The 24739-nt window shown below is 69.2% G+C and carries 24 protein-coding genes and 2 pseudogenes; 11 read left to right on the top strand and 15 right to left on the bottom strand.

Annotation, left to right across the window (positions count from 1 at the left end; translation table 11 throughout):
• Window positions 1-12: 12 nt before the first annotated feature.
• Window positions 13-531 (bottom strand): MspA family porin, encoded by a 519-nt coding sequence (locus E1P53_RS15600; RefSeq protein WP_244941210.1) that lies wholly within the window; start codon window positions 529-531, stop codon window positions 13-15.
• 354 nt (window positions 532-885) lie between these two features.
• Here E1P53_RS15600 and E1P53_RS15595 point away from each other — a divergent pair.
• The 5 genes and pseudogenes from E1P53_RS15595 to E1P53_RS15575 all read left to right on the top strand — a co-directional run bounded on the left by E1P53_RS15595 (window position 886) and on the right by E1P53_RS15575 (window position 6157).
• A pseudogene (locus E1P53_RS15595) lies at window positions 886-1753 on the top strand (alpha/beta fold hydrolase).
• Window positions 1754-1899: 146 nt separating this feature from the next.
• On the top strand, window positions 1900-2394 hold the full coding sequence (locus E1P53_RS15590; RefSeq protein ID WP_131734842.1) for an RNA polymerase sigma factor: 495 nt from the start codon (window positions 1900-1902) through the stop codon (window positions 2392-2394).
• Complete coding sequence (locus E1P53_RS15585) at window positions 2391-3728, top strand: VOC family protein (protein ID WP_131734841.1); 1338 nt, start codon at window positions 2391-2393, stop codon at window positions 3726-3728. The genes E1P53_RS15590 and E1P53_RS15585 overlap by 4 nt, the downstream gene beginning before the upstream one ends.
• Before the next feature lie 161 nt (window positions 3729-3889).
• Complete coding sequence (locus E1P53_RS15580; RefSeq protein WP_131734840.1) at window positions 3890-5197, top strand: hypothetical protein; 1308 nt, start codon at window positions 3890-3892, stop codon at window positions 5195-5197.
• 186 nt (window positions 5198-5383) lie between these two features.
• The gene (locus tag E1P53_RS15575; protein ID WP_131734839.1) at window positions 5384-6157 is read left to right on the top strand and encodes a lytic transglycosylase domain-containing protein; all 774 of its coding nucleotides are present in this window, start codon (window positions 5384-5386) and stop codon (window positions 6155-6157) included.
• 30 nt (window positions 6158-6187) lie between these two features.
• Here the strand turns inward: E1P53_RS15575 and E1P53_RS15570 are convergent, their stop codons facing one another.
• The 4 genes from E1P53_RS15570 to E1P53_RS15555 form a co-directional block, all read right to left on the bottom strand.
• Window positions 6188-7474 carry a M18 family aminopeptidase gene (locus E1P53_RS15570; protein ID WP_006898923.1) on the bottom strand — a complete coding sequence of 429 codons (1287 nt, stop codon included), beginning with the start codon at window positions 7472-7474 and terminating at the stop codon, window positions 6188-6190.
• A gap of 7 nt (window positions 7475-7481) precedes the next feature.
• Window positions 7482-8162 carry a phosphoribosylformylglycinamidine synthase subunit PurQ gene (purQ, locus tag E1P53_RS15565; protein ID WP_109238230.1) on the bottom strand — a complete coding sequence of 227 codons (681 nt, stop codon included), beginning with the start codon at window positions 8160-8162 and terminating at the stop codon, window positions 7482-7484.
• 6 nt (window positions 8163-8168) lie between these two features.
• Entirely contained in the window at window positions 8169-8408 is a 240-nt protein-coding gene (gene purS / locus E1P53_RS15560) for a phosphoribosylformylglycinamidine synthase subunit PurS (protein ID WP_006898921.1), read from the bottom strand.
• A 110-nt stretch (window positions 8409-8518) separates the two neighbouring features.
• Window positions 8519-9001: a glutathione peroxidase gene (locus tag E1P53_RS15555; RefSeq protein ID WP_006898920.1), complete on the bottom strand. Its 483-nt coding sequence runs from the start codon at window positions 8999-9001 to the stop codon at window positions 8519-8521.
• A 178-nt stretch (window positions 9002-9179) separates the two neighbouring features.
• Here E1P53_RS15555 and E1P53_RS15550 point away from each other — a divergent pair.
• A pseudogene (locus E1P53_RS15550) lies at window positions 9180-9611 on the top strand (MarR family transcriptional regulator); the annotation flags it as partial.
• Window positions 9612-9782: 171 nt separating this feature from the next.
• A complete protein-coding gene (locus E1P53_RS15545; protein ID WP_131734838.1) occupies window positions 9783-11330 on the top strand; it encodes a DHA2 family efflux MFS transporter permease subunit in 1548 nt (515 codons plus the stop codon).
• Window positions 11331-11406: 76 nt separating this feature from the next.
• Here the strand turns inward: E1P53_RS15545 and E1P53_RS15540 are convergent, their stop codons facing one another.
• Both E1P53_RS15540 and E1P53_RS15535 read right to left on the bottom strand, forming a co-directional pair.
• Window positions 11407-13533 carry a S9 family peptidase gene (locus E1P53_RS15540; protein ID WP_131735351.1) on the bottom strand — a complete coding sequence of 709 codons (2127 nt, stop codon included), beginning with the start codon at window positions 13531-13533 and terminating at the stop codon, window positions 11407-11409.
• Between the two features lie 17 nt (window positions 13534-13550).
• Window positions 13551-14450 carry a phosphoribosylaminoimidazolesuccinocarboxamide synthase gene (locus E1P53_RS15535; protein ID WP_109238233.1) on the bottom strand — a complete coding sequence of 300 codons (900 nt, stop codon included), beginning with the start codon at window positions 14448-14450 and terminating at the stop codon, window positions 13551-13553.
• Window positions 14451-14543: 93 nt separating this feature from the next.
• On the opposite strand from E1P53_RS15535, the gene E1P53_RS15530 reads away from it, so the two are divergent.
• Window positions 14544-14852: an Rdx family protein gene (locus tag E1P53_RS15530; RefSeq protein WP_131734837.1), complete on the top strand. Its 309-nt coding sequence runs from the start codon at window positions 14544-14546 to the stop codon at window positions 14850-14852.
• A gap of 4 nt (window positions 14853-14856) precedes the next feature.
• On the opposite strand, the gene purB is transcribed toward E1P53_RS15530, so the two are convergent.
• The 3 genes from purB to E1P53_RS15515 all read right to left on the bottom strand — a co-directional run bounded on the left by purB (window position 14857) and on the right by E1P53_RS15515 (window position 17439).
• Complete coding sequence (gene purB, locus E1P53_RS15525; RefSeq protein ID WP_131734836.1) at window positions 14857-16284, bottom strand: adenylosuccinate lyase; 1428 nt, start codon at window positions 16282-16284, stop codon at window positions 14857-14859.
• 66 nt (window positions 16285-16350) lie between these two features.
• The gene (locus E1P53_RS15520) at window positions 16351-16776 is read right to left on the bottom strand and encodes a hypothetical protein (RefSeq protein ID WP_131734835.1); all 426 of its coding nucleotides are present in this window, start codon (window positions 16774-16776) and stop codon (window positions 16351-16353) included.
• 69 nt (window positions 16777-16845) lie between these two features.
• Complete coding sequence (locus E1P53_RS15515; protein ID WP_165484458.1) at window positions 16846-17439, bottom strand: TetR/AcrR family transcriptional regulator; 594 nt, start codon at window positions 17437-17439, stop codon at window positions 16846-16848.
• 257 nt (window positions 17440-17696) lie between these two features.
• On the opposite strand from E1P53_RS15515, the gene E1P53_RS15510 reads away from it, so the two are divergent.
• Both E1P53_RS15510 and E1P53_RS15505 read left to right on the top strand, forming a co-directional pair.
• Window positions 17697-18098: a DUF302 domain-containing protein gene (locus E1P53_RS15510; protein WP_131735350.1), complete on the top strand. Its 402-nt coding sequence runs from the start codon at window positions 17697-17699 to the stop codon at window positions 18096-18098.
• Window positions 18099-18180: 82 nt separating this feature from the next.
• A complete protein-coding gene (locus E1P53_RS15505) occupies window positions 18181-19128 on the top strand; it encodes an alpha/beta hydrolase (RefSeq protein ID WP_131734833.1) in 948 nt (315 codons plus the stop codon).
• A gap of 9 nt (window positions 19129-19137) precedes the next feature.
• On the opposite strand, the gene E1P53_RS15500 is transcribed toward E1P53_RS15505, so the two are convergent.
• From E1P53_RS15500 to purD, 5 genes are all read right to left on the bottom strand, one after another.
• A complete protein-coding gene (locus E1P53_RS15500) occupies window positions 19138-19518 on the bottom strand; it encodes a hypothetical protein (protein WP_131734832.1) in 381 nt (126 codons plus the stop codon).
• Window positions 19511-20332, bottom strand: coding sequence for a hypothetical protein (locus E1P53_RS15495; protein ID WP_131734831.1), 822 nt, complete (start codon window positions 20330-20332; stop codon window positions 19511-19513). Before E1P53_RS15495 ends, E1P53_RS15500 begins: the two co-directional genes overlap by 8 nt.
• Window positions 20325-20528: a hypothetical protein gene (locus tag E1P53_RS15490; RefSeq protein ID WP_131734830.1), complete on the bottom strand. Its 204-nt coding sequence runs from the start codon at window positions 20526-20528 to the stop codon at window positions 20325-20327. Before E1P53_RS15490 ends, E1P53_RS15495 begins: the two co-directional genes overlap by 8 nt.
• 235 nt (window positions 20529-20763) lie before the next feature.
• Window positions 20764-21069 carry a hypothetical protein gene (locus E1P53_RS15485; RefSeq protein ID WP_131734829.1) on the bottom strand — a complete coding sequence of 102 codons (306 nt, stop codon included), beginning with the start codon at window positions 21067-21069 and terminating at the stop codon, window positions 20764-20766.
• A 133-nt stretch (window positions 21070-21202) separates the two neighbouring features.
• Window positions 21203-22456, bottom strand: a complete 1254-nt coding sequence (gene purD / locus E1P53_RS15480; protein ID WP_181954855.1) for a phosphoribosylamine--glycine ligase — start codon at window positions 22454-22456, stop codon at window positions 21203-21205.
• Between the two features lie 119 nt (window positions 22457-22575).
• Here purD and E1P53_RS15475 point away from each other — a divergent pair, with 119 nt between their 5' ends.
• The gene (locus E1P53_RS15475; protein ID WP_131734827.1) at window positions 22576-24684 is read left to right on the top strand and encodes a RecQ family ATP-dependent DNA helicase; all 2109 of its coding nucleotides are present in this window, start codon (window positions 22576-22578) and stop codon (window positions 24682-24684) included.
• The last annotated feature ends 55 nt before the right edge of the window (window positions 24685-24739 follow it).

The following is a 24739-nucleotide window of genomic DNA, read 5'->3' as shown; positions in this document are numbered from 1 at the left end:
TCTCCCCGTCGATCAGATGCGGCTGGTGGGGCCGTGGTCGTAGTACACGTACACGCCGGTGTCGGTGGTGACCGAGATCTTGGCGAACGGGCGCACCGAGATCGGCCCGAGCGCGTTGGTCACGTTCAGTTCGATACCGGACAGCACGATGTCTGCGGTCGGCTTGGTCAGTGCGATCTCCGCGAGCGTGACGGTGGTGATCTTGCCTGCGCCGACCTCGAACTCAAGGTCCGCGGCCGGGATCACGGTCGCCTCGGCACCGAGTTCACCGCCGATCTCGCCAAGCTTGCCGCCGCCACCGGAACCGGACACGGTGACCTCCGGGGCCACCTTCGCGTTCAGCCCGCCGGAGAGCTTCAACTCGGGCGTGTGCGCGGTGACCTTGACACCGTTGGGCGCAACCGAGACCGGGTAGCCGATCTTGTAGCCGACCTCGACGGTGGCACGCACGGTCTTGCCCTCGATACCGGTCAACGCGGTGTGCACGTTCGACGACAGCAGCGCCTCACCGGAGAACGGCGACGAGTCCAACGCCGGAATCTTCTTCGCCTTGAGCTGGCTGGCGGTCAGCGTGATCGCCAGACCCTCACGGGGTGTTGTAGGTCTTGGCGTCGGCGGCGCCGACGAGTGAGCCGGCGAACGTGGCGAGTGCAAGTACTGCCGCGGCGAGCAGCAGGACGATACGTCGTGTCATGTGGTTTTCCCCCGAGGGTTGTGACTGCGGCAGCGTGGTGCTGCCTCGACCAGTATTTATCCATGATTCAGTATCAGCAACTCGGTGGATGTAGTGTGCCCGGGCCAGACGGTTGACCTCCACACCGGCGGTACGTAGTTTCCAAGGAGAGTGTTCCCAGATACTCAGGCCTACAAGAATCGGATGCCGCCATGGCAACTTCACACCGTGCACTCCCCACCGTCGAACTGCCGTCCGGAACGCCCGATTACGCCACATACGGCCCCGGCGATTCGCAGTACCCGCCGATCCTGTTCGTGCACGGCGCCGTCGTCGACCACCGGATCTGGGAACCGGTCGCGCAACTGCTCGCCGAACACGGATATCGCTCGGTCGTCCCGCTTGGCGCCCACCGAATCCCGTTGGGCCCCAAGGCCGACCTGTCACCGCGCGGGGTGAGCAGGTTGCTGCGGGAGTTCGTCGGGCACTTCGACTTGTCGTCGGCGACGCTCGTGGCCAACGACAGCGGGGGCGCGATCACCCAGTTCGCACTCGATGTGGATCCGGGGTTCGTCAGCGCGCTCGTGTTCACCAACTGCGATGCCTTCGATCTGTTTCCGCCGCAACCGTTTCGGCTGTACTTCGCACTCATGCGCCGACGGCTGCTGCTCAAACCGCTGACCGATGCGATGCGCCTGAAGGTTCTGCGACATTCGCCGCTGGGCGTCGGCCTCCTTCTCCGCGACCCGGATCCCGACCTGAGTGGCGTCGGCCTTCGTGCCACTGCAGACCGACGTCCGGATTCGCGACGACTTCCGGGCGTTCCTGCGGGGAATCCGGCCGGCAGAGCTCGCCGAGGTGACCCCACGGATGTCCGGCGTCGGCATTCCGGTGCGCTTCGTGTGGGGTCGCGACGACCGCTGCTTCACACTGACGCACGGTCGGCGATTCGCCCTGGTCTTCGGCGGGGAGACCACGCCGTTCCTCGAGGTGCCCGACGCCCGGACCTTCGTCTCGCTGGACCAGCCGCAGGTGGTCGCCGACGAGATCGTCGCGGCAACCAGCAGGTCGACACCGTAACCGGGCGCCAGGAAGATCCGTCGTGAAAAAGAATCTGGGAACTGCGTCGGATTCCGGTCATCCCACACGACGATGAGGGTGTGAGCAGCGACGATTCGCGGCCGACCGGGGACTCTACGGGGCCTCCGGCAACTGGAACAGAGGGTTTGCTGGCGGTGTACGACGAGGCACTGCCCGCCGTGTACGGCTATGTCATCCACCGCTGCACGGATCGGCGGATTGCCGAAGACGTCACCTCGGAGACCTTCTTGGCCGCGATGGACTCGGTCCGAAAGCGCAGGGACACCGAACCAACGACGCCCTGGCTGATCGGGATCGCCCGGCACAAACTCGCCGACCACTGGCGACGCGCCCAACGGACACCGGAGCCCATGGAGGAACTCCCGGAGCCCCCGGACGATCCATGGGATGCCGAGGTCGACCGCATGGTCGCCCACCATGTCCTCGGACAACTGTCGCCGGTTCACCGTGCGGTCCTGACCCTGCGCTACGTCGACGATCTCCCCGTCGGCGACTGCGCCGAGATCCTCGGCCGGACGGTCGGCGCCACCGAGGCGCTGCTCACCCGCGCGAAGCGAGCCTTCCGCGCGGCCTATCCACAGACCCACCCCCAGCAAAGCACGAGAGGAGGTCACGCATGAGTACCCGGAACGGCACGCGCTCCAGCGACGCCCGGGACCCGCTGCACGTCCTGCGCGCGGCCGACGCCCCCGGCTTCGACGAGCCGGTGATGCCCGACGCGGCGTTCGCCGCCTCCCTGCGTGACCGTCTCGAACGCGGGGCGACACTACCGCAAGGAGTCATCATGTCCGGCACGGCCACCGACACCGCACCGCGATCCGACGAGACGGTCGTTGAGAGCGACACAACCACGAGCCCGCCCGTCGAACGCCCCGGCGCACTCCCCTACCTCGTGGTCGCCGATCCACGGCGGGCGATCGACTGGTACACCTCCACCCTCGGCGCCGTGTTGCGCGGCGAACCGATCGTCATGGACGACGGCCGCATCGGCCACGCCGAGCTCGAGATGGGCGGCGGGGTCATCTACCTCGCCGCCGAATTCCCGGACCTGGGCCTGCGGGCCCCCGAACCCGGCAAGGTCTCGGTGAGCCTGATGCTCCCCGTGGCCGACACCGACGCCGTCGTCGCAGCCGCCGCCCGCGCCGGAGCCGCGGTCACCCGCGAGCCGTACGAGGCGCACGGAACCCGCACCGGCGTCGTCGTCGACCCGTTCGGCCATCGCTGGATGCTGACCGGTCCGTCCGGGAACAAGGTCGTCGACGCCATCCATCAGGGCGACATCGGCTACATGGCGCTGAGCACGCCGGACGCCGCGCGTGCCCGCAGGTTCTACGCGACGGTGCTCGGCTGGGAATTCGACGCCGACGGCCGCCGGGTCACCAACGCGGGGCACCGGCTCGGCATCCACGAGACCGACGGTCCGCCGACCCTCTTCTGCGCGTACGCCGTTCACGATCTCGAGGCCGCCCATGCGCGGATCGTCGCGGCCGGCGGCCACGGCGAGTTCGGATCGAGTCAGGACGGTCGCCGCGTCGTCGACGCCGTCGACGATCAGGGAGTGCGATTCGCCGTCTATCAGATCGAACCCGGTGACACCCGCCCCGAGCAGCACCCGCGCACCCGGGGTGCGATGACGTACCTGACCGTGCACACACCCGACAGCGCACGTCTCCGCGACTTCTACGGGTCGGTGCTCGACTGGACCTTGCACGCCGGACGCATCGAGGACGGCTGGGAGGTCGACGACGTGCGGCCCCAGGTCGGGATCGCCGGCGGCGCAGACCGGTCCGTGGCGGTGCCCATGTGGGTCACCGACGACGTCGAGGCAGCCGTCGGGCGTGTGCGCGCCGCCGGCGGCACCGTGCTCGACGAGCCGCGCACCGCCCCGTACGGGGTGTCCGCGCGGTGCGCCGACGACCAGGGCGCGGAGTTCTACCTGGGGCAGCTGTTCTGAGGAGCCGCCGTCCTCAGGTCACCAGCAATCCCACGACCAGCACCGCAACCCGTGGTCACGACGGTGAGCATCACCAGCCCATCACGCAGTACGTCCATGAGGCCACTGTGCACCGGCCTCCGGCCGTGAGGGGCCGGATTCGTCATGGTTCACTCTTAGCCATGTCCTCACGCTCCCGCGCCCGGGCCCTCTCCGCGCGTCTGCCGTTCGGCATCGGGACGGTCGTACTCATCTGCTGCGCAGCCATGCTCGCGACCGCCGGTGTGGTGCTGTTCGGAGGCGACCCGAGGGTCGATGACACCGACTACGCATACGGCGAGCTGCGAGACTACGAGCGGCAACCGGAACCGGCCTGGACGATCGTCGGCCACCGGGATCTGCCCGACCACCGCGACGGCGTCCCCATCGAGGTCGCCGACGCCGCCGGGGACAAGTGGCTGATCTCCTACCCGTCCGGCCTCGGCCGCTCCTTCACGCTGATCGAGCGCCGCAACGGCCGTATCCTCTGGGACACCCCGATCAACGCCGGTCAGGGCGATTGCGCGTTCAACGCGGCCGGACAGGTCGGCTGCGCCGTCGAACTCGGCAGCCCGCTCCCCGACGGCTTCTACCTCATCGACGAGACGGGCACCCCGACCCGCACGGCCCGCTACCTCGACACCCGCAAGGTCGTGGGACTGGGCACCAATTTCCTGCGCGTCAACAAGTTCGGACACCAGCTCTCGCTCAACACGCCCGCGGGCCGGACGATCTGGGCCCGCACCTTCGCGGCGCCGGTTGTCGATCTCGAGGTCGCCGGCGACATCGTGATCGTCAAGACCGCCGACGCCAGTCAGTACGTGATCAACCCGGCCACCGGCGACAACCGCCTCGCCTGCGACCAGTGCACCATCGACCTCTACCCCACGGGCATCACCGTCGAGCACCAGCAGTACGGCGAGGAGAAGGTGGACACCCATGCGATCGTCAACGGGCGGGTGAACCCCGAGCCGGTCGCCGAGGCGCCCGGCCTCCAGGTCGAATCCGGCCCGTCGATCCTGCCGGTGCTGACCGCGTCCAACCGGATCTTCGCCGACGGCGGGCAGTACGAGATCCGCGACCCGGCCCGGCGCTCGGCGGTCTGGCGGATCGCCGACCGCGAGCTGTCCAAGTCGGGCGTCATCGCCTGTGGCGCGCTGGTCAACTTCGGCCTGCTCGACGGCTCGCGGACGACCTATGCCCTGTCCGACGGGCGGCACATCGGCAGCGGTCCGCCGCCGGGCCCGACCACGCCGACCCTTGCCAACCCTGCGTGCGTGGGGTCCACGGGCGACACCATGATCCTGCTCAACCAGGGCCAGCTCACCGCATTGCGCCCCGACAACACCGTCGCCTGGGAGCAGCCCATGGGGTCGGGCAGGGTCGATGTCGTGGACGGATATCTCGTTCTCGGCGAGGGTGACACGCTGTCCGTTTTGCGCCCGAACTGACCCCCACTGTGGCGGGACTCACACCCGAGCCCGGTCGGCAGGGCTACCTGCTAGGACAGATGTTGCTACATTTGTCCAGCCCAGCGATGGTCACAGAAAAATAACGCTTTGCTCACGACCGCGTGTACGGTCGGCCCGGTTCCAGAAGCACGAACCACAAGCAGTACACGCGAGGTCGATTTAGTTTTGGGTAAACACTCCAAGCCACGGAAGAACACACGCACCAAGCTGTGGGCCACGGCCCTGCTCCCGGTGGGAGTCCTGGCGGGCGCGGCGACCGCAGGCGCAGAGCTCTCCCAGCCGAGCGCGGCGCCGCAGACCGCCCACTTCGACGAGGGCGCAGTCGACGCCACCGCGGCGCCCCCGGCGCTGACGCCCGCGGCCAACGCACATCCGGTCGCTCCCGAGCCGGCGCCGGCCCCCGCTCCGGTCATCCGCCCGGCCAGCGTGACCTCCGGCGAGGTCCCCGAGACGAACTTCGACGCCTACCAGAACGCGGCCACCAAGATCGCCGAGACCAAGCCTCGCTGCGGCATCGACTGGAAGGTCATCGCCGGCATCGGCAAGGTCGAGTCCCACCATGCCGACCGGGGCAACGTGAACCCCGACGGCGTGCTGCGCAGCGCGATCTTCGGCCCGCTCCTCGACGGATCGCTCGGCGGCAACGAGGTCATCGGCGACACCGACGGCGGCGAGCTCGACGGCGACGCGACCTACGACCGCGCGGTCGGTCCGATGCAGTTCCTGCCGTCGACGTGGAAGGCATACGCCAAGGACGGCAACGGCGACGGCAAGTCCGACCCGCAGAACATCTTCGACGCCGCGCTGACCACCGCGAACTACCTGTGCGACGAAGACCTGGACCTGCGCGATCCCTCGTCGCTGGTCACCGCGATCCTGCGGTACAACAACTCGATGGAGTACGTGAACAACGTCCTCGGGTTCGCCCGCAGCTACTGACCGGACACCGATCCGGCGTCGGGTCCCCGACTACTCCTGCGACAGGAACGCCTGCAGCGCAGCGGAATACATCGGCACATCGGCAGCGCCCATGAGTTCGCGTGCGGAATGCATCGCGAGCTGCGGAGCACCGACGTCGATGGTCGTGAGCCCGGTGCGGGTGGCGGTGATCGGACCGATCGTCGATCCGCAGGGCAGATCCGCGCGATGGACGTAGCGCTGCATCGGAACCCCCGCGGTGTCACATGCGAGCGCGAAGATGGCCTCCCCCACGGCATCTGACGCATACCGCAGGTTCTGGTTCACCTTGAGCACCGGCCCGCCGCCGATCGAGATGTGGTGGCCGGGCTCGTGCCGCTCGGGGTGGTTCGGGTGCGTCGCGTGCGCCATGTCGCCGGACAGGCACACGCTCGCCGCCATCGCCTGGAGGTAGTCGGCGCGAGAACCGCCGCGCGTCAACACGATCCGTTCGCAGACCGACGCCAGGAAGTCCGATGCGGCGCCGCGCTCGGAGCCGCTGCCGACCTCTTCGTGGTCGAAGAGCGCGAGAACGCGGGTGTGCGCCGACGACGCCCCGTCGAGAAGCGCTCGCAACCCGGCGTAGCAGGTGCCCTGATTGTCCAGGCGCGGTGCCGACAGCAGGTTCTCGTCGGCGCCGATCACCGCGGACGGCGCGACGTCGTGGGTCATCAGCTCCCAGCCGAGGAGCGAATCGGGATCGATGCCGGCATATTCGGCGACCCAGGCGAGGACTCCGGGCGCGGAGTCGTTGAGCCCCCATATCCCGTTGACGTGCCGTTGCGGATCGGGCGAGACGCCCTTGCGGTCCTCGGACAGGTGGATCGCCAGCTGCGGCACCCGCAGAACCGGCTCGGTGACGTGGACGAGCGTGCGCGCCACGCCGTCCCCCGACCGGTAGGCCAGGCGCCCGGACAGCCCCAGGTCGCGGTCGAGCCAGGAGTTCAGCCACGCGCCGCCATACGGTTCGAGCGCCACCATCGCCACCCCCGCCGAGATCCGGTCGGGGTGCTGCTTCACGCGGAGATTCGGGCTGTCGGTGTGTCCGCCGACGATGCGGAAGGCCGGTCCGTCACCCGACTCCCAGGCGATGATCGATCCGCCGCGGATGACGTAGAACTTCGACGACGGCGTGCTCACCGCGGCCGGCCACGCCTCGTCCTCGAACAGTCTCGTGTACCCGGCGCTCTCGAGCTCGCGCGCGACCGTCGCGCACACGTGGAACGGCGACGGCGACGCGTCGACGAAGGCGCCGAGGCCGGACGCGGTGGCGCTGGTCGGGATCTTCGGACCGGTCATCGGAGGGTCACACCGAGGCGAGGACCGAGTCGATCACCGAGTAGAAGAGGCCGAGCCCGTCGTCGCTGGGACCGGTGAGGGCCTCCGTGGCGTGCTCGGGATGCGGCATCAGGCCGACGACCCTGCCGTTCTCGCTGCAGATGCCGGCGATGTCGAGAGCCGAGCCGTTGGGGTTGCGCTCCGGGTAGGTGAAGACGATGCGTCCCTCGCCCTCGAGGACCTCGAGCACCTCCTGCGACGCCACGTAGCGTCCCTCGCCCGACTTCAGCGGGATGAGGATCTCGGCGCCGCGCTCGAAGCGGGTCGTCCACGCCGTGGTGTTGTTCTCCACACGCAGCCACTCGTCGCGGCAGATGAAGTGCAGGCCCTCGTTGCGCGTCAGCGCGCCCGGCAACAGCCCGGCCTCGCACAGCACCTGGAAACCGTTGCAGATGCCCAGGACCGGCATGCCCTTGAACGCGGCGTCGACCACCGAGCCCATGACCGGCGCGAAGCGCGCGATGGCGCCTGCGCGGAGGTAGTCACCGTAGGAGAAGCCGCCCGGGACGATGACCGCGTCGACGCCCTTCAGGTCCGCGTCGCCGTGCCACAGGGACACGGGCTCGGCGCCGGCCAGGCGCACCGCGCGCGCGGCGTCGACGTCGTCGAGGGTTCCGGGGAAGGTGATGACACCGATTCGTGCGGTCATGCCCGATTACTCCGCGACCCGGGAGACGTTGTAGTTCTCGATCACGGTGTTGGTCAGCAACTCCTCGGCGATCCGCTCCAGGGTTGCGTCATCGACCGAGTCGTCGACCTCGAGCTCGAAGCGCTTGCCCTGACGGACGTCGACGATCCCGGTGAACCCGAGACGGCCGAGCGCGCCGACGATGGCCTGCCCCTGCGGATCGAGAATCTCGGCCTTGGGCATCACGTCGACCACCACTCGCGCCATGGCACCGCTCCTCAATATCGGATGATCAGTTCTCGCCTGGTCAGCTTACCGGGTGCCCCAAATCGTCACCGCGTACCCCGAACCGGGCGCACAGCGGTCGAAGTCCGGCGTCAGAGCAGGGATTCGATCGCGGAGACGACCGCAGGGTCGGTGGGCTCGGTGCGCGGGCGGAACCGGTTGACGACGCGGCCGTCGGCGTCGACGAGGAACTTCTCGAAGTTCCACTGGATGTCGCCGGCCTCGCCGTCGGCGTCGGGATGCTGCGTCAGCTCGGCGTACAGCGGATGCCGCGCGTCGCCGTTGACGTCGGTCTTCTCCAGGAGGGGGAAGGTCACGCCGTAGGTGGTCGAGCAGAAGGTCGCGATCTCCTCCGGGGTGCCGGGCTCCTGCCCCATGAACTGGTTGCACGGCACGCCGACGACGGTCAGGCCCTTCTCCCCGTAGGTCTTCGCGAGTTGTTCGAGACCCTCGTACTGCGGGGTGAGGCCGCACTTGCTGGCGACATTGACCACCAGCAGCGGACCGGAGAAGTCCTTCAGCGAGAGCTCGGAACCGTCGAGAGCCTTGACCGGGATGTCCTTGATGTTGCCCATGTCACGACACTAGACGCCAAGTCGCCCGAACAGGACACGCGACCTGAGACCGTCGTCACACGGGCGCACGGGGTATGCGCGATCTCACCGGATATTGCGTTCTCGCAATAGTTGCATCGGCCTTAGTATTTTCGTCGTGTCCGAGGAAAACCAGCGCCCGAGCGGCGCCGACCAGTCGATCGAGTCCGCATCCGCGGCACTCGTCGCGTTCCTCGACCGACTCCTCGACCTCGGCCGTCCCGAGACCATGGAGAACCTTGCCGCCACCGACATCACCTTCTCCCAGCTGCGGGTGCTCTGCACGCTCGGCAGCCACGGGGGCCCGATGCCGGTGAACGCCATCGCCGAGCAGGTGCAACTGTCGCTCGCCGCCGCCGGCCGCACGGTCGACAAGCTGGTGTGCGCCGGATTCGTCGACCGGCGCGAGGACCCGGACGACCGTCGCATCAAACGGGTCTCGCTGACCGACGACGGCACTCGCTACCTGGAGACACACCTGGCGCTGCAACACGACACCGTCCGACGGTTCGTGGCCGGACTGCCCGCGGAGATGCGCGACAACCTCTGCGCAGCCCTGCAGCCCATCGTCTACGACTCCGTCGATCACTTCCTCCTCGAGCCCGAACCCGGGCGCAAGGTGTCGTGGCCGCATCGGGCGCCGACGGCCAATCTCCGCGGCCGGTGCCCACGAACACCTTCGGACACCGACGTCCATCCGCATGAAGTAGATCGGGACCGCGCCACCTCTGCGATCTCGAGAGACCGATAGGAAGAACACCGCATGACATCCTCCACCGGAGGCCACCTCCACGAAGGTCCGCCAGACACCAAGCTGGACAAGAACGTCCTGCTGGTCGCCGGTGTGGTCGTGCTCGGCGCGATCATGTCGATCCTCGACGTCACCGTCGTCGGCGTCGCGCAGAACACCTTCCAGCAGGAGTTCAGCACCGACGCCGCGGGCGCCGCCTGGACCGCGACCGGCTACACCCTGGCCCTCGCCGCGGTCATCCCGCTCGCGAGCTGGGCCGCCTCGCGCTTCGGCACCAAGAAGGTCTACCTGTTCTCGCTGGTGCTGTTCACCCTCGGTTCAGCGCTGTGCGCGCTCGCCACCAGCATCGGGATGCTCGTGGCGTTCCGCGTGATCCAGGGTCTCGGCGGCGGCCTGCTCATGCCCATCGGCATGATGATGCTGACCAAGGCGGCCGGCCCCGAGCGCGTGGGCTCGGTCATGGCCGTCCTCGGTATCCCCATGCTGCTCGGCCCCATCTCCGGCCCGATCCTGGGCGGCGTGCTCATCGAGAACCTGAGCTGGCACTGGATCTTCCTGATCAACGTGCCGGTCGGCGTGGTCGCGTTCGTCTACGCCGCCATCGTCCTGCGCGACGACGCCGAGCCCTCGCCGGCGTCGATCGACTGGATCGGCCTGCTGCTGCTGTCCCCGGGTCTCGCGCTGTTCCTGTACGGCATCTCCACCAGCGCCGAGCACCGCACCTTCATGGCGAAGGGCGTGCTGATCCCCGCGATCATCGGCCTGCTGCTGATCGTCGGGTTCGTCGCCCACGCGCTGCGCGCCAAGAAGCCGCTTCTCGACCTGCGCCTGTTCAAGAACAAGACGCTGTCGATCGCGGTCACCACGATGGTGTTGTTCATGGTCGCCTTCTTCGGCGCGGCCCTGCTGTTCCCGCAGTACTTCATCGGCGTGCGCGGCGAGTCGACCCTGACCGCCGGCCTGCTGCTCGCCCCGCAGGGCCTCGGCGCCATGCTGACGATGCCGATCGCCGGCCGCCTCACCGACAAGATGGGCCCGGGCAAGTTCGTGCTGGGCGGCATCGTGCTGATCCTCATCGGCATGTCCACCTTCACCATGCTGGGCGCGAACACCTCGTACTGGCTGATCTGCGGTTCGCTGTTCGTCCAGGGTCTGGGCATGGGCATGACGATGATGCCGATCATGTCGGCGGCGCTGGCCACCCTGTCCAACACCCAGGTGCCCGACGGCTCGACGCTGATGAACGTCATCCAGCAGTCGGCGACCTCGGTCGGCACCGCGGTGATCTCGGTGGTCCTGGCCAGCAGCCTGGCCGCGAAGCCGGAGGCGGGCCTGGCGATCTTCGCCAACACCTCCGACAAGCCGCTGCCCCCGGGCGTCCCGGACCCGCTGCCGGAGTCGTTCTTCGACACCGCCGCCGACGTGTTCTCCAACACCTTCCTGATCTCGGTCGTGCTGATCGCCTGCACCCTGATCCCCGCGTTCTTCCTGCCGCGCAAGAAGATCGCCTCGCCGCTGGTCGAGGAGGACCTCGAACGCGGCCCGATCGTGATGCACTGATCCGGTCCGGCGGAGTCCGTCGATACGAGAAGAGCCCCACCGACCTTCGGGTCGGTGGGGCTCTTCGCTGTGCGGATCAGTTCTCGAGCGCGCCGGACTGCTGCAGGATCCAGGCGATCTCGAAGGCGACCTCTTCCCACTGCTTGTAGCGGCCGCTGACGCCGCCGTGACCGGCCGACATCTCCGTCTTCAGCAGGATCGGATTGCCCGAGGTCGACTTCTCCTGAAGCCGGGCAACCCATTTCGCCGCCTCGACGTAGAGCACGCGGGTGTCGTTGAGCGAGGTGAGCGCCAGGATCGGCGGGTACGGCTTCGCCTCCACGTTCTCGTACGGCGTGTAGGTCTTCATGTACTCGTAGACCTTCGGATCGTGCAGAGGGTCGCCCCACTCGTCCCACTCGATGACCGTCAGCGGCAGCGACGGGTCGAGGATCGAGTTCAGCGCGTCCACGAAGGGCACCGCGGCCAGGATGCCGTTGAACAGCTCCGGCGCGAGGTTGGCGACCGCACCCATGAGCAAGCCGCCCGCCGAACCGCCCTCGGCGACCATCTGCCGCGGGGTGGTCCAGCCGGTCTCCACGAGATACCGTCCGGCCGCGACGAAGTCGGTGAAGGTGTTCTTCTTGTTGAGTTCCTTGCCGTCCTCGTACCAGTACCGCCCCATCTCGCCGCCGCCCCGGACGTGGGCGAGGACGAACACCATGCCGCGGTCGAGCATGGACAGGCGGGCCACCGAGAAGTACGGGTCCGTGCTCGCCTCGTAGGAGCCGTAGCCGTATAGCAGCAACGGCGCCGGCCGGTTCGCGTCGGTCTCCTTGCGCCGCACGATGGACAGCGGGATCCGGGTGCCGTCCTCGGCGGTCGCCCACTCGCGGGACTGGACGTAATCGGCCGGGTCGTACCCGCCGAGCACCGGCTGCCGCTTGAGCAGCGTGCGTTCGCCGGTCGCGACGTCGAGTTCGAACAGCTCGGCCGGTTCGATGAAGCTGCCGTAGCCGATCCGCAGGTTGGGCGCGTTCCACTCCGGGTTGGCCCCGAGACCGGCGGAGACGAGTTCCTGGGTGAACTCCACCTCGCGGAAATCCGATTCGGCGGGGATGCCGTCGATCTGGCGGAGATCGGCGATGGCCAGGCGCGGCAGGGCATCCCGCCGGTACGACAGCACCAGGTAGTCGGCGAAGGCGTCGAGGTCCTCGACGCGACGGGCCGGATCGTGCGCGATCAGCGGGCGACGGTCCGACGGATCACCGACCGGGGCGATGTCGACGGCGAAGTTCTCCGCCTTCTGCCCGTCGACGACCCCGTTGTGCACGATGACGAAGTAGTCCTCGCCGCCGATGACGGCGTGCTCGAGGCTGTACTCGACGCCGTCCACGCGCGGCGCGACACTGCGGAACTCGCCGGTCGGGTTGTCGGCCTCCAGGACGTAGCTCTCCGAAGTGATCTTGGAACCGACGCCGATGACGAGGTACTTGTCGCTGCGGGTGGTCCCCATCCCGACCCAGAAGCGCTCGTCGGGCTCGTGGAATACCTTCACGTCCTCGGTCCCCGCACCCACGTCGTGACGCCACACCGTGTCCGGCCGCCACGCGGCGTCGACGGTCGTGTAGAAGATGTGCTTGGCATCGGCCGACCACACCGCCCCGCCGGAGGTGTCGGTGACCACGTCGTCGAGGAGCTCGCCGGTGCGAAGATCCTTGATGCGCAACGTGTATCGCTCGTCGCCGACGACGTCGGTGCTGTAGGCGAGCCAGTTGCCGTCGTCGCTCACCGTCAGCGCCCCGAGGCTGAAGAAGTCATGGCCCTCCGCCTCGGCATTGCTGTCGAGCAGGATCTCCTCGCCCGGGAGCTCGACGCCGTCGTCGACCTTCGGCGGGGTCCAGTCGTCCTCCGAGCGGATCGGGCAGCGGCACGAGATCGAGTACTGCTTGCCCTCCTGGGTCCGGGCGAAATACCAGAACCGGCCGCGCCGGATGGGCACCGACATGTCGGTTTCCTTGGTGCGGCTCTTGATCTCGTCGAAGATCTGCTTGCGCAGGTCGGCCAGGTGCGCCGTGTGCGCCTCGGTGTAGGCGTTCTGCGCCTCGAGCCAGGCGCGCACCTCCGGATCGTCCTTGTCGCGCAACCATTCGTAGTCGTCGACGAAGGTGTCACCGTGGTGGGTGCGTTCGGTGGGGACCTTCTTGGCGACCGGCGGCTTCATGTCCTGACGCTCGGAGGTCACGCGCCCACCTCCGCATCCGGCCACTCGTCGAAGGACTTCTGCGTGATCCATTCGTAGGCCTCGATGTAACGCGCCCGGGTGCGCTCGACGACGTCGTCGGGCAGAGGCGGCGGCGGGGTGTCGGAGGCCTTGTCCCACCCGGATTCGGGACCGGTGAGCCAATTCCGCACGATCTGCTTGTCGAAGCTCGGCTGCACCTTGCCCGGCTCGTAGGTGGCGGCCTCCCAGTAGCGCGACGAGTCCGGCGTCAGCACCTCGTCGGCGAGCACGAGTTCGCCGTTGTCGCCGAGTCCGAACTCGAACTTGGTGTCGGCGAGGATGATCCCGCGCTCGGCGGCCAGCGCCGCACCGCGGCTGTAGATGTCGAGGGTCGCGGCGCGCAGGGCCTCGGCCCGCTCGGCACCCTCCTGCTCGACGACGCGCTCGAAGCTGATGTTCTCGTCGTGGTCGCCCTGCGCCGCCTTGGTGGCCGGGGTGAAGATCGGCTCGGGCAGCTTGGACGCCTCGGTGAGCCCCGGCGGCAGCGCCACCCCGCACACCGAACCGGTGGCCTGGTAGTCGGCGAGGCCGGAGCCGGTCAGGTAGCCGCGGGCGACGCACTCGACCTGCACCATCGGCAGTCGGCGCACCACCATGGAGCGGCCGACGACCTCGGCGGGGATGCGCTCGTCGGTCGGGCCGCCCGCCAGGTGGTTGGGCACGCCGAGGACGTCGAACCAGAAGAAGCTCATCGCCGTGAGGATCCGGCCCTTGTCGCCGATGGCCGGGCTCAGGATGTGGTCGTAGGCGGAGATCCGGTCGGTGGCGACCAGCAGTAGGGTGTCGGCGTCGATCTCGTAGATCTCGCGGACCTTCCCCGACGCCAGATGCCGGTAGGACTGCAGTTCAGGACGCATGCACACGACCCTAGAGGTTCTGGTCGCGCCGTGGGACGGCAGGGAGGCGTGGCTCGCCCGAGCGTCGTCGCCGGATCTGCGATCCTTGGACCCATGTCGCAGTCCCCCGAGCAACCCGACCACGGCCCGCACATCACGATCACCTACTGCACCCAGTGCAACTGGCTGCTGCGGGCGTCGTGGATGGCCTCGGAACTGCTCAACACCTTCGGCACCGAACTCGGCTCGGTGACGCTGGTCCCGGGCACCGGCGGCGTGTTCCACATCGACGTCGACGGGACCCTGATCTGGGAGCGCAAGCGCGACGGCGGCTTCCCCGACGCGCCCGAGCTCAAGCGGCGGGTGCGCGACATCGCGCTGCCGGACTGGCGGCTCGGGCACGCGGACCGAGGGTCGGAGTAGGCGCCTACAGGATCGGGGCGGGCGTGTAGGCCGCGGCCTCCGGGTACTCGTCGACGATCTGCTGTGCGGCGGCGATGACGTCGGCGACCTGCTGCTCGGCGGCGCCGATGAACACCGACTTGTCGGCGAGCAGCGCGTCGAGCGCGGCACGGTCGAGCGGGATGCGGTCGTCGGCGGCGAGGCGATCGAGCAGGTCGGGTTCGCGACCCTCCTCCCGCATGGCGAGCGCCACGGTGACCGCGTTCTCCTTGATCGCCTCGTGCGCGGTCTCGCGGCCGACACCGGCCTGCACGGCGGCCATCAGGACCTTGGTGGTCGCCAGGAACGGCAGGTAGCGGTCGAGCTCGTTGGCGATGACCGCGGGGTAGGCGCCGAACTCGGCGAGGACCGTCAGGAAGGTCTCCATCAGGCCGTCGATGGCGAAGAAGGCGTCGGGCAGGGCCACGCGGCGAACCACCGAGCAGAAGACGTCGCCCTCGTTCCACTGGGCGCCGGCGAGCTCGGCGGCCATCGAGGCGTAGCCGCGCAGGACGACGGCGAGACCGTTGACGCGCTCGCAGCTGCGGGTGTTCATCTTGTGCGGCATCGCCGAGCTGCCGACCTGGCCGGGCTGGAAGCCCTCGGTGACCAGCTCGTGGCCGGCCATCAGGCGGATGGTGGTGGCCAGGGACGACGGCGCCGCGGCCACCTGGACGAGTGCCGTGAGGACGTCGTGGTCGAGCGAGCGCGGGTAGATCTGTCCGACCGAGGTGAACGTCCGCGCGAAGCCGAGGTGCTCGGCGACACGCGACTCGAGTTCGGCGAGCTTGGTGGCATCGCCGCCGAGGAGGTCCAGCATGTCCTGCGAGGTGCCCATCGGGCCCTTGATGCCGCGCAGCGGGTAGCGGTCGATCAGCTCGCGCAGGCGGGTGAGCGCGATCATCAGCTCGTCGGCCGCCGAGGCGAAGCGCTTGCCCAGGGTCGTGGCCTGCGCGGCGACGTTGTGGCTGCGGCCGGCCATCACCAGCGTCGAGTACTGGGCGGCGCGTTCGACGATGCGTGCCAGGAGTGCGACGCCGTGCGCGTGCACGTGCTCCAGCGAGCGGAGGACCTGCAGCTGCTCCACGTTCTCGGTGAGGTCGCGGCTGGTCATGCCCTTGTGGATCTGCTCGTGGCCGGCGAGGGCGTTGAACTCCTCGATGCGGGCCTTCACGTCGTGCCGGGTCACCCGCTCCCGCTCGGCGATCGACTCCAGGTCGACCTGGTCGACGACGCGTTCGTAGTCGGCAATGGCCTCTTCCGGGACGTCGATGCCCAGGTCGCGCTGCGCCTTCAGCACGGCGATCCACAGTCGCCGCTCGAGCTCGATCTTGGTGGTGGGCGACCACAGCCGAGCGAGGTCGGCAGAGGCGTAGCGGCTGGCCAGGACGTTGGAGATGGCGGGCTTCGACACCCGATCAGTGTAGGTCGCCGACCCTTGTGTTCCCGAATCCCGCCGCTGGTGAGACGCTGGCGAGGATCAGAACGCGATGCACGCGCCGCCTGAGCCGTGGCCCTGGCGCACGCGCACCGGCGTCGGCTTGGACGGCTGGCCGTTCTGCACCGCGACGAGGTATTTGTCCCCGATCCGCCGCGGCACCCACGTCACCGAGGCCAGTGCGCCGGAGGGCAGGTCGCGACCGATGAAGCGGGGCGGCAGGCCGGGCTTGATCTCCCAGAACGTCACCCAGCCCGACGAGTTCACCGGGACGGTCAGCGGATACGTGCAGTTGGTGCCGTAGACGGCCGACGACAGCGGGACGCCCGCGTCGACGGGACCGGAGGGCGCCGCCTGCGCGGCCGGCGCGGCGAGCAGCGTCGCCGTGGTGCCGCCTGCCGCAAGGGCGGCGACGATCCCGGCACACCGCCTGCCCAACCTGCGCACCCCGACCGCACCCCCGGACATCGTCTCCCCTTCCCGTTCTCCTGGACTGACGGCCATCGTGGCATCAACCGCCGGTCCGCGTGGCCGTTTTCACTCTCTGGGCGCGAGGACGTCGACGACGTCGAGCAGGGCGTCGTGCACCGCGTCGACGGGTCGGATCGCGGTCTGCCCGAGAGCCCCCACGATCGCGCCGTCCTCGATGCCGATCAGTTGCGCGACGTGAGCCGGGTCGGCGATGCGACCGGACTTGGACAACACGTCCATGTGGCACGTCGACAGCGATCGCCACCGCCTGGTCACGACCTCCCGCAACTGCGGGTAGCGCGCCGACAGCGCGATCATCTCGTAGCGCGCGGACAGCTGCTTGATCGTGGTGTCCGCGCCGACGAAGACCTCGGCGAGCGCCGTCGCGGTGGCGTTGGTCCCGCGCCGCCGTCGCGGAAGGGCCTTGGCGCGCTCGGTGATTGCGGCCTCGTCGTGTTCGCACACACTCGCCGCGGCCTCGGCCATCAGGTCGTCGAGGGATTCGAAGTAGTACGTCGTCGACGCGAGCGGGAGCTGCGCCCGTTCGGCGACGGCGCGATGACGTACGGCGTCGAATCCGCCCTCGAGCAGCAACTCGCCGGCTGCCTCGATGAGTCGAGACCGCCGTCGCGTCCCCTTGGGGGTCGCCGCTGACGTCATCATGTGGTTCATGCTGCCAAAGGCGTCCGTGGGGCCGTACTGCTTTTGGCCAAAGCCATACACCCGCTGCCGATTTCATACGCGAACAGGTGACACGGCACTCGAGACGCAGAGCCACCTTCTCGAGCGCTCGTGATCCGGACGTCGCGATGTTGTGCACCACGTGCCGAAACCCGGCTTCCCCGGATACCCCTAGGGGTATGATGGGCGCGTATCCGGCCGTCGCGGCCGGCCACGTGCCGACACGAGAGGACGCCATGGAACTCGGATACCGCACCACCCTGCAAACCACCTTCGACGATGCGGTCGCACGGACCAGGGAAGCCCTGGGCGAGGTCGGCTTCGGCGTGCTCACCGAGATCGATGTCACGGCGACCCTGAAGAAGAAGCTCGACGAGGACATGGAGAACTACCTCATCCTCGGAGCCTGCAACCCGCAGTTCGCCCATCGCGCGCTCGGCGTCGATCGGCAGATCGGCCTGCTGTTGCCCTGCAACGTGGTCGTGCGCGACGACCCCGAGCACGAGGGCTCGGTCATCGTCGAGGCGATGAATCCGGACGTGATGGTGGCCGTGACCGACGCACCCGGCCTGCCCGAGGTCGCGGCGGGCGCCGGCGAACTGCTGCGCAACGCGATCGGCTCGCTGACAGTCAAGTAAGAGACAGATTTCTCACAAGTCGGCGCGTCGGCGCATTCGGCATTGCACCCGGGCCCGGGTTCCCCATTACCCTGTTGACTCGATGACCCGCGTCCGTCCCCACCTCCTCGTCTCCGCCGACCGCGATCTCCCGCGTGTGGGTCGACGAGCCGTGCTCGCCGCCGGACTCGGAGCCGCGGCGCTGGGTGTCGCCGCATGCTCGGACTCCTCCTCCGCGACCTCGGTGCAGCCCCGCAACCTCGAGGGCCGGGTCGCCGACGACGAGCTGCCCGTCGATCCGTCACCGCCCCCGGTCACCGGCGGACCGCCGCTCATCACCGGCAGCTTCGAGTCGGCCAGGATGGGCGGCCGCGAGACCCGCTGGGCAGTGGCCCGGCCGAACGGCGTGACCGGCAAGCTGCCCGTGGTGTTGGTCCTGCACGCGCTCAACACCAACGAGAAGACGATCTTCGGGCCGAAGCTCGAGATGCAGACGGTCCTGCAGCAGTACGTCGACGCCGGAAACCCGCCGTTCGCGCTGGCCGCCGCCGACGTGGGCCGCAACTACTACCACCGCCGTCTCGACGGTGCCGACGGCGGCGCGATGATCCTCGACGAGTTCCTGCCGATGCTCGCGAGCAACCCGGAGCTGAACCTGTCCACGGAGCGGTTCGGCCTGTTCGGCTGGTCGATGGGCGGCTACGGAGCACTGCGGCTGGCCTCGCTCGTGGGTGCCCCGCGCGTCGCGGCGGTCGCCGTCAGCTCGCCCGCCCTGTGGGCCGATCCCCGCAACTTCCCGCCGCGCGCGTTCGACGGCCTCGAGGACTATCGGGCCAACTCGCTGTTCGGGGCGCAGCCCTCCTTCGCGAAGATCCCGGTCCTGATCAACATCGGATCGAGCGATCAGTTCTACACCTACACCCGGCAGTGGGCGGCCGGTCTACGGCCGCCCGCCGCATTCGGCACCGCCGCCGGTGGTCACACCAACCGCTACTGGCGCAGCGTGCTGCCGGAGCAGGTCGAGTTCCTCGGGCGGAACCTGGCGGTCTGAGCGAGCGTCTCAGAGGACCGGATACCTGCGACGCCAGTCGGCCAGTTCCAGGAACAGTTCGCGTTCGGCGGCGGCCCTGAGGTCGTCGACCACCTCACGAGGAACTCCGGTCATCCGCGCCCGACTGTTGACCGGGTCGTCGATCCAGTCATCGACCATCGCGTTAGTCCGTGCCTCGACCTCCCGCGCCCGGGCCCCCGGGTCGGTGCACAACCGATGCATCGCGGCGTCCCTCGGGTTCGGATGGCGCGCTGCCTGCCGGACCGCCCACTGCTGTTCGACGAGCGAACCCGTCTCCGGCGGCAACGCCTTCGCGATCTCGGGGTCGGCGACGAGCTCCCGAAGGACCTGGAGGTACTCGCGTGGCAGGGCCGCGATCTCGTCACGCACGACTTATCCACCCCTGCTTGGTGATCACCCCGCCGGAGCGAAGCCTCTCCACCGCACGCTGGTCGGCCAGCTCGTCACGGTGCTCGGGATGCCGGAGATAGTAGTCGAGCAGCCAGTACGTCGCATAGGCCCCGACGTCGCTCTCGTCCGCCTTCACCAGACGCGGGTCCTGACCCACGACCCGGAGCATCAGATGGGCACCGGAATCCTCGCGCGGCTGATCCAGCGTCGCAACGGCTTCCACGGACGACCACGGAACCGACCACCCTCGCCACCGCCCGCGGTACACGATCTCCTGCGGAGGGAGTTGCAGCATCCCCCGCACGGTCGCCCATCCCGCGATCGTCGAAGCGGCGCCGGCGACCGCCAGGGCGACGAACGACACCGGGAGAAACAGATCCTGTCCGTGGCCCATCGGCAACTCGCCCCAGCCCAGCAGGACGCCCGCACCCGCGACGACCAACGTCGCCGACAGGACCGACCACGCCCCGAGCTCGGCGCGGAGAAGCCCACACGACCGGTCGAGATCAAGCGCACCCGCGCCAGAGCGGATGTCCGAGAGCAGCGGTGTCGTCCGGATCTGATTGGTCAGCTTGCGCCCCGTGGCGATCGCGAGCAACACGGCACCGACCGCCAGTCCCACACCCACGAACACACGCAACCAGTCGTCGCGGAGAAGTCCTGAGATCGCCATCCCGATGAAGAAGACCTCGAACAGGGCGACGATCCCGAGTCCGACGACGATCGGGACGAGCCCGGATCGGGGCTGCGCGCCGGGAGGTGGAGGAAAGACCGCATCGGCCGTGTCACCCACAGACCATCTCCCCGACCTTCTTGCCGAGGTATCCGAAGACCCACGAGCCTCCTACACCGGCTGCGGCCGCCGTCAGCGGTCCGCCCGAAGCTCCGGCGAGACCGAGGCCATACCCGCCGACGGCACTGGAGATGCCCGAGAACGCAGCCACGCACTTGTCCTCCGGGGCGGCACTGATGACGTCGTAGGCCGCCATGCCGATGGCCCTCCCGGGACCGGCGAACCTCGCACCGACGTGGACCTTCTGGAGTGCCTTGTCGCTGACCGCCGGGAGCTTGGTGCCTTCTTCCAGTGCCGTGATGGCTCCCCCCCAGAACAGTCGCTTTGGGATGCGAGAAGAGCTCCTCGGCGAGACCGGGCGGAGGGTCCACCTCCACGCCATCCTTCATCACCAGGATCTCGCCCCTGCTGCCCTGGTCGACGGTCGGGGATCACTCGGGCCCGACCTCGATCTTCGACAGGTCGGCGGCGAGCTCGTCGTCCGTGGCCTCGTACACACCGGCTGCCGTCCGTGTCGCGGCGGCGGCCGTTGCGTAGCACGAGGCGAGCGCTCGGATCGGCTCGCGCACCGCATCCGCGGCGGTGCTCGCGTAGAACGCCGTCTCCGAACCGGGTAGGCACGCGGCGACTCGCGCGAAAGCCTCCGACAGCCCGCAGCTGCCGACGGCGGCGCCCGAGCCTTCGGCGATGCCTGCGAATCCACGCAACAGGTCTGGATCGACCTTGACCCCCGACACCCACATCCCCCTTGTTGAAGCGCTCGGTTTCGCCGCACACGCTAACACCGCCGGGGCCGGACGAGACCCACCAGTCCACAGGGGAGAGACGGAACAGAGATGGGCTCAGATCGGCCCGCATCCCTCCCGCCGGCTAGATGCTGATCTGCCCCTCGAGCGCCTTGCGACCGATGTCGGAACGGTAGTGCGAGCCGGGGAGCTTGACCTTCTCGATGCGGGAGTACGCCTGGGCGCGGGCCTCGGCGAGATCAGCGCCGGTCCCGACGACCGCGAGGACGCGGCCGCCCGCGGAGACGATCTGGCCGTCGGCGTTGCGGGCGGTGCCGGCGTGCAGGACGCCCTCGGCCTCGGCCCCGGTGATGACGTCGCCGGTGCGCGGCTTGCCCGGGTAGTTCTCGGCGGCGACGACCACCGTGACCGCGGCGCCGTCCTGCCATTCGAGCGGCGGGAGTTCGGCGAGCTTGCCGGTCGCGGTCGCGTAGAGCGCCTCACCGAGCGGGGACTTCAGCAGGGCGAGCACCGCCTGGGTCTCGGGATCGCCGAACCGGCAGTTGAACTCGACGACGGCCGGGCCGTCCTTGCCGATCGCGAGACCCGCGTACAGCAGGCCCGAGAACGGGATGCCGCGCTTGACCATCTCGGCGGCGACGGGCTTGACGACCTCGTCGACGATGCGCTCGGTCATGCCCTCCGGCAGCCACGGCAGCGGGGTGTAGGCACCCATGCCGCCGGTGTTGGGGCCGGCATCGTTGTCGCCGACGCGCTTGTGATCCTGCGCGGGCAGCAGGGGCACCACCGTCTCGCCGTCGACGAGGCAGAACAGCGAGACCTCGGGGCCGTCGAGGAAGGATTCGAGCAGCACCGGGTGGCCGGATTCGAGGCATTCTGCGGCGTGATCGCGCGCGACGTCGCGGTCGGTGGTGACGACGACGCCCTTGCCCGCGGCGAGACCGTCGTCCTTGACCACCCAGGTCGGGCCGAAACGGTCGAGGGCGGCGTCGAGATGAGCCGGGTTGTCGACGACCTCGGCGTGGGCGGTGCGCACCCCGGCGGCGGCCATGACGTCCTTGGCGAAGGCCTTCGAGCCCTCGATCTGGGCGGCCCTGGCGCTCGGGCCGAAGGTGGCGATCCCGGCCTCGCGCAGGGCGTCGGCGACTCCGGCGACGAGCGGGACCTCGGGACCGATCACGACCAGGTCGGCCCCGATCTTGCGGGCGAGGGCGACCACCGCCTCACCGGAGACGATGTCGACTGCGTGATTCGTGGCGATGGCCGACGTGCCCGCGTTCCCCGGGGCCACATGCAGGTCGGTGACCGACGGATCGTTCTTGAGGCCGATGAGGAGGGCATGTTCGCGGCCGCCCGAGCCGATCACGAGTACGCGCACGCACAAGACTCTAATCGACCGACGGGTGCGCGGCGTGAGGCGGTGAGAGCGACGAACAAGCCGCGCGGCCGCACACCGATGGAGCAGCCGTGTCGGCGCCCGCCACTACATTGGGGCGCATGGCCACCCTCACCCCGGACCAGCTGTCCGCCGCGAACCGCGTGATCACCAGCCTGGCGGGTGAGGGCGCCCGGCTGCGGGAGGATCAACTGCGGGCGGTCACCGCACTCGCCGGCGGCGAGCCCGGCGCACCCGGGGCCCGCGTGCTGGTGGTCCAGGCGACCGGCTGGGGCAAGTCCGCGGTCTACTGGTCGGCGACCGCGATCATCCGGGCGGGCGGGGGCGGTCCGACGCTGATCGTGTCCCCGCTGCTGTCGCTGATGCGCGATCAGGTGGCCGCCGCCGAACGCGGCGGCCTGTCCGCGGCCACCCTGAACTCGTCGAACGTCGAGGAGTGGTCGGCGATCGAGGCACGCCTGGCGTCGGGCGATCTCGACGTGCTGCTGGTGTCCCCGGAGCGGCTGGCCAACCCGGGCTTCGGCCGGCGTGTGCTCGACGCCCTGGCCGGGAATCTCGGACTGCTGGTGATCGACGAGGCGCACGCCGTCTCCGACTGGGGGCACGACTTCCGGCCCGACTACCGGCGCGTCGCCGACGTGCTGCGGTCGGTCAACCCGACCACCCCGGTTCTCGCCACCACGGCAACCGCGAACGCGCGCGTCACCGAGGACGTCGCCGCCCAGCTCGACTCCGGCTCTGACGCGCCCACGCTGGTTCTCCGCGGGCCGCTGGCCCGAAAGTCGCTGCACCTCAACGTCCTCGACGGCCTGTCGCCGGTGCAGCGTTACGGCTGGGTGGCGCAGGCGCTCCCCCACCTGCCCGGTTCGGGCATCGTGTACGTGCTCACCGTCGCCGACGCCGATCGTCTCGTCGAGGCCATCCGCGCCGTCCACGGCGACGAGGTGCCCGTCGCGGCCTACACCGGACAGCTCGACGCCGGCCGGCGCCACGAACTCGAAGACGCACTGCTGCGCAACCAGGTCAAGGCGCTGGTCGCGACATCGGCCCTCGGGATGGGTTATGACAAGCCCGATCTGGGCTTCGTCGTGCACGTCGGCTCGCCGCCGTCACCGGTCTCCTACTACCAGCAGGTCGGACGTGCCGGCCGCGCTCTCGACGACGCGGTGGTGATGCTGTTGGCGTCGCAGACCGACGACCGGATCTGGGAGCACTTCGCGACGGCGACCATCCCCGACCCCGACAAGATGCGCGACCTGCTGGCCGCCTTGGAATCCGCGGGCGAACCGCAGTCGGTGATCCAGCTCGAGGCCGCGACCCGTTTTCGGCGCAGCCGGATCGAGTTGATGCTCAAGCAGCTCGCCGTCGACGGCGTCACCGACCGCACCCCCGACGGCTGGGTCGCCACCGGCGAGCCGTGGACCTACGACGCCGCGCACTACGAGGGTGTCCTCGCCGTCCGCCGGCGCGAGGCCGACATCATGCGCGACTACATCGCCGGGCGCACGTGCCTGATGCGGCTGCTGACCGAGTCGCTCGACGACCCCGAGGCGGCCGATTGCGGCCGTTGCTCGGTGTGTCGCGGCCGCCTCAGCGAGGGCCTTCCCGACGCCGCCGACCCGGAGGTGGTGCGGACGATCACCGCGACCCTGCGTCGCAAGGCGACGACCCTCGACCCCCGGAAGATGTGGCCGGGAGGCGAATTCGGTCGCCACGGCAGGATTCCGGCCGACCTCCTGGCCGAACCCGGCCGGGTCCTCGCCCACGCCGATGCCCCGGAATGGGTCGAGGTGCTCGCCGAGGCCCGCAGGGGTGACGAACACGCCCTCGCCGAGCTCGGCGACGCGGCCGTCGCGACGCTGGCCGCGTGGGTCCGCGAGACCGGGATCCGCGCCGACGTCATCGTGTCCCTGCGGCTGGCCGGCACGAACCTCGCCGAGACCCTCGCCGAGCACCTTCGCACCGTCGGAAAGCGCGGCGGCGGAGCATATCCGGTCCGCCCGGGCGATCCGCCGGCCGATGCGACTGGCGCGGTCGAGGCCGCCTACTGGCGCGACCACCTCGGCGATCCACCCGACGTCGCCGGGCAGAACGTCCTACTGGTGGTCGACGCCAATTCGTCGGGCTGGCCGATCACGCTCGCCGCGGCCGCACTGCGCGAGGCGGGCGCGAATGCGGTTCTGCCGCTGCTGATCCACCGGACGGTCTGAAACACGCGCAAACTCACCCTTTTTGGACAGACCCACCACTCGGGATGGGGGTGGA

It is taken from the genome of Gordonia paraffinivorans (assembly GCF_900683595.1).
Lineage (GTDB): Bacteria > Actinomycetota > Actinomycetes > Mycobacteriales > Mycobacteriaceae > Gordonia > Gordonia paraffinivorans.
The sequence above is the reverse complement of the archived record's forward strand: the minus strand, read 5'-3'. Positions and strand labels throughout refer to the sequence as shown.

Coding starts and splice junctions, on each gene's coding strand:
- E1P53_RS15585 (WP_131734841.1), top strand. CDS start 2,391: ATGAGTACCCGGAACGGCACGCGCTCCAGCGACGCCCGGGACCCGCTG.
- E1P53_RS15580 (WP_131734840.1), top strand. CDS start 3,890: ATGTCCTCACGCTCCCGCGCCCGGGCCCTCTCCGCGCGTCTGCCGTTC.
- E1P53_RS15570 (WP_006898923.1), bottom strand. CDS start 7,474: ATGACCGGTCCGAAGATCCCGACCAGCGCCACCGCGTCCGGCCTCGGC.
- purQ (WP_109238230.1), bottom strand. CDS start 8,162: ATGACCGCACGAATCGGTGTCATCACCTTCCCCGGAACCCTCGACGAC.
- purS (WP_006898921.1), bottom strand. CDS start 8,408: ATGGCGCGAGTGGTGGTCGACGTGATGCCCAAGGCCGAGATTCTCGAT.
- E1P53_RS15555 (WP_006898920.1), bottom strand. CDS start 9,001: ATGGGCAACATCAAGGACATCCCGGTCAAGGCTCTCGACGGTTCCGAG.
- E1P53_RS15545 (WP_131734838.1), top strand. CDS start 9,783: ATGACATCCTCCACCGGAGGCCACCTCCACGAAGGTCCGCCAGACACC.
- E1P53_RS15540 (WP_131735351.1), bottom strand. CDS start 13,533: ATGAAGCCGCCGGTCGCCAAGAAGGTCCCCACCGAACGCACCCACCAC.
- E1P53_RS15535 (WP_109238233.1), bottom strand. CDS start 14,450: ATGCGTCCTGAACTGCAGTCCTACCGGCATCTGGCGTCGGGGAAGGTC.
- E1P53_RS15530 (WP_131734837.1), top strand. CDS start 14,544: ATGTCGCAGTCCCCCGAGCAACCCGACCACGGCCCGCACATCACGATC.
- E1P53_RS15520 (WP_131734835.1), bottom strand. CDS start 16,776: ATGTCCGGGGGTGCGGTCGGGGTGCGCAGGTTGGGCAGGCGGTGTGCC.
- E1P53_RS15515 (WP_165484458.1), bottom strand. CDS start 17,439: ATGACGTCAGCGGCGACCCCCAAGGGGACGCGACGGCGGTCTCGACTC.
- E1P53_RS15510 (WP_131735350.1), top strand. CDS start 17,697: ATGGAACTCGGATACCGCACCACCCTGCAAACCACCTTCGACGATGCG.
- E1P53_RS15505 (WP_131734833.1), top strand. CDS start 18,181: ATGACCCGCGTCCGTCCCCACCTCCTCGTCTCCGCCGACCGCGATCTC.
- E1P53_RS15490 (WP_131734830.1), bottom strand. CDS start 20,528: ATGGCGGCCTACGACGTCATCAGTGCCGCCCCGGAGGACAAGTGCGTG.
- E1P53_RS15475 (WP_131734827.1), top strand. CDS start 22,576: ATGGCCACCCTCACCCCGGACCAGCTGTCCGCCGCGAACCGCGTGATC.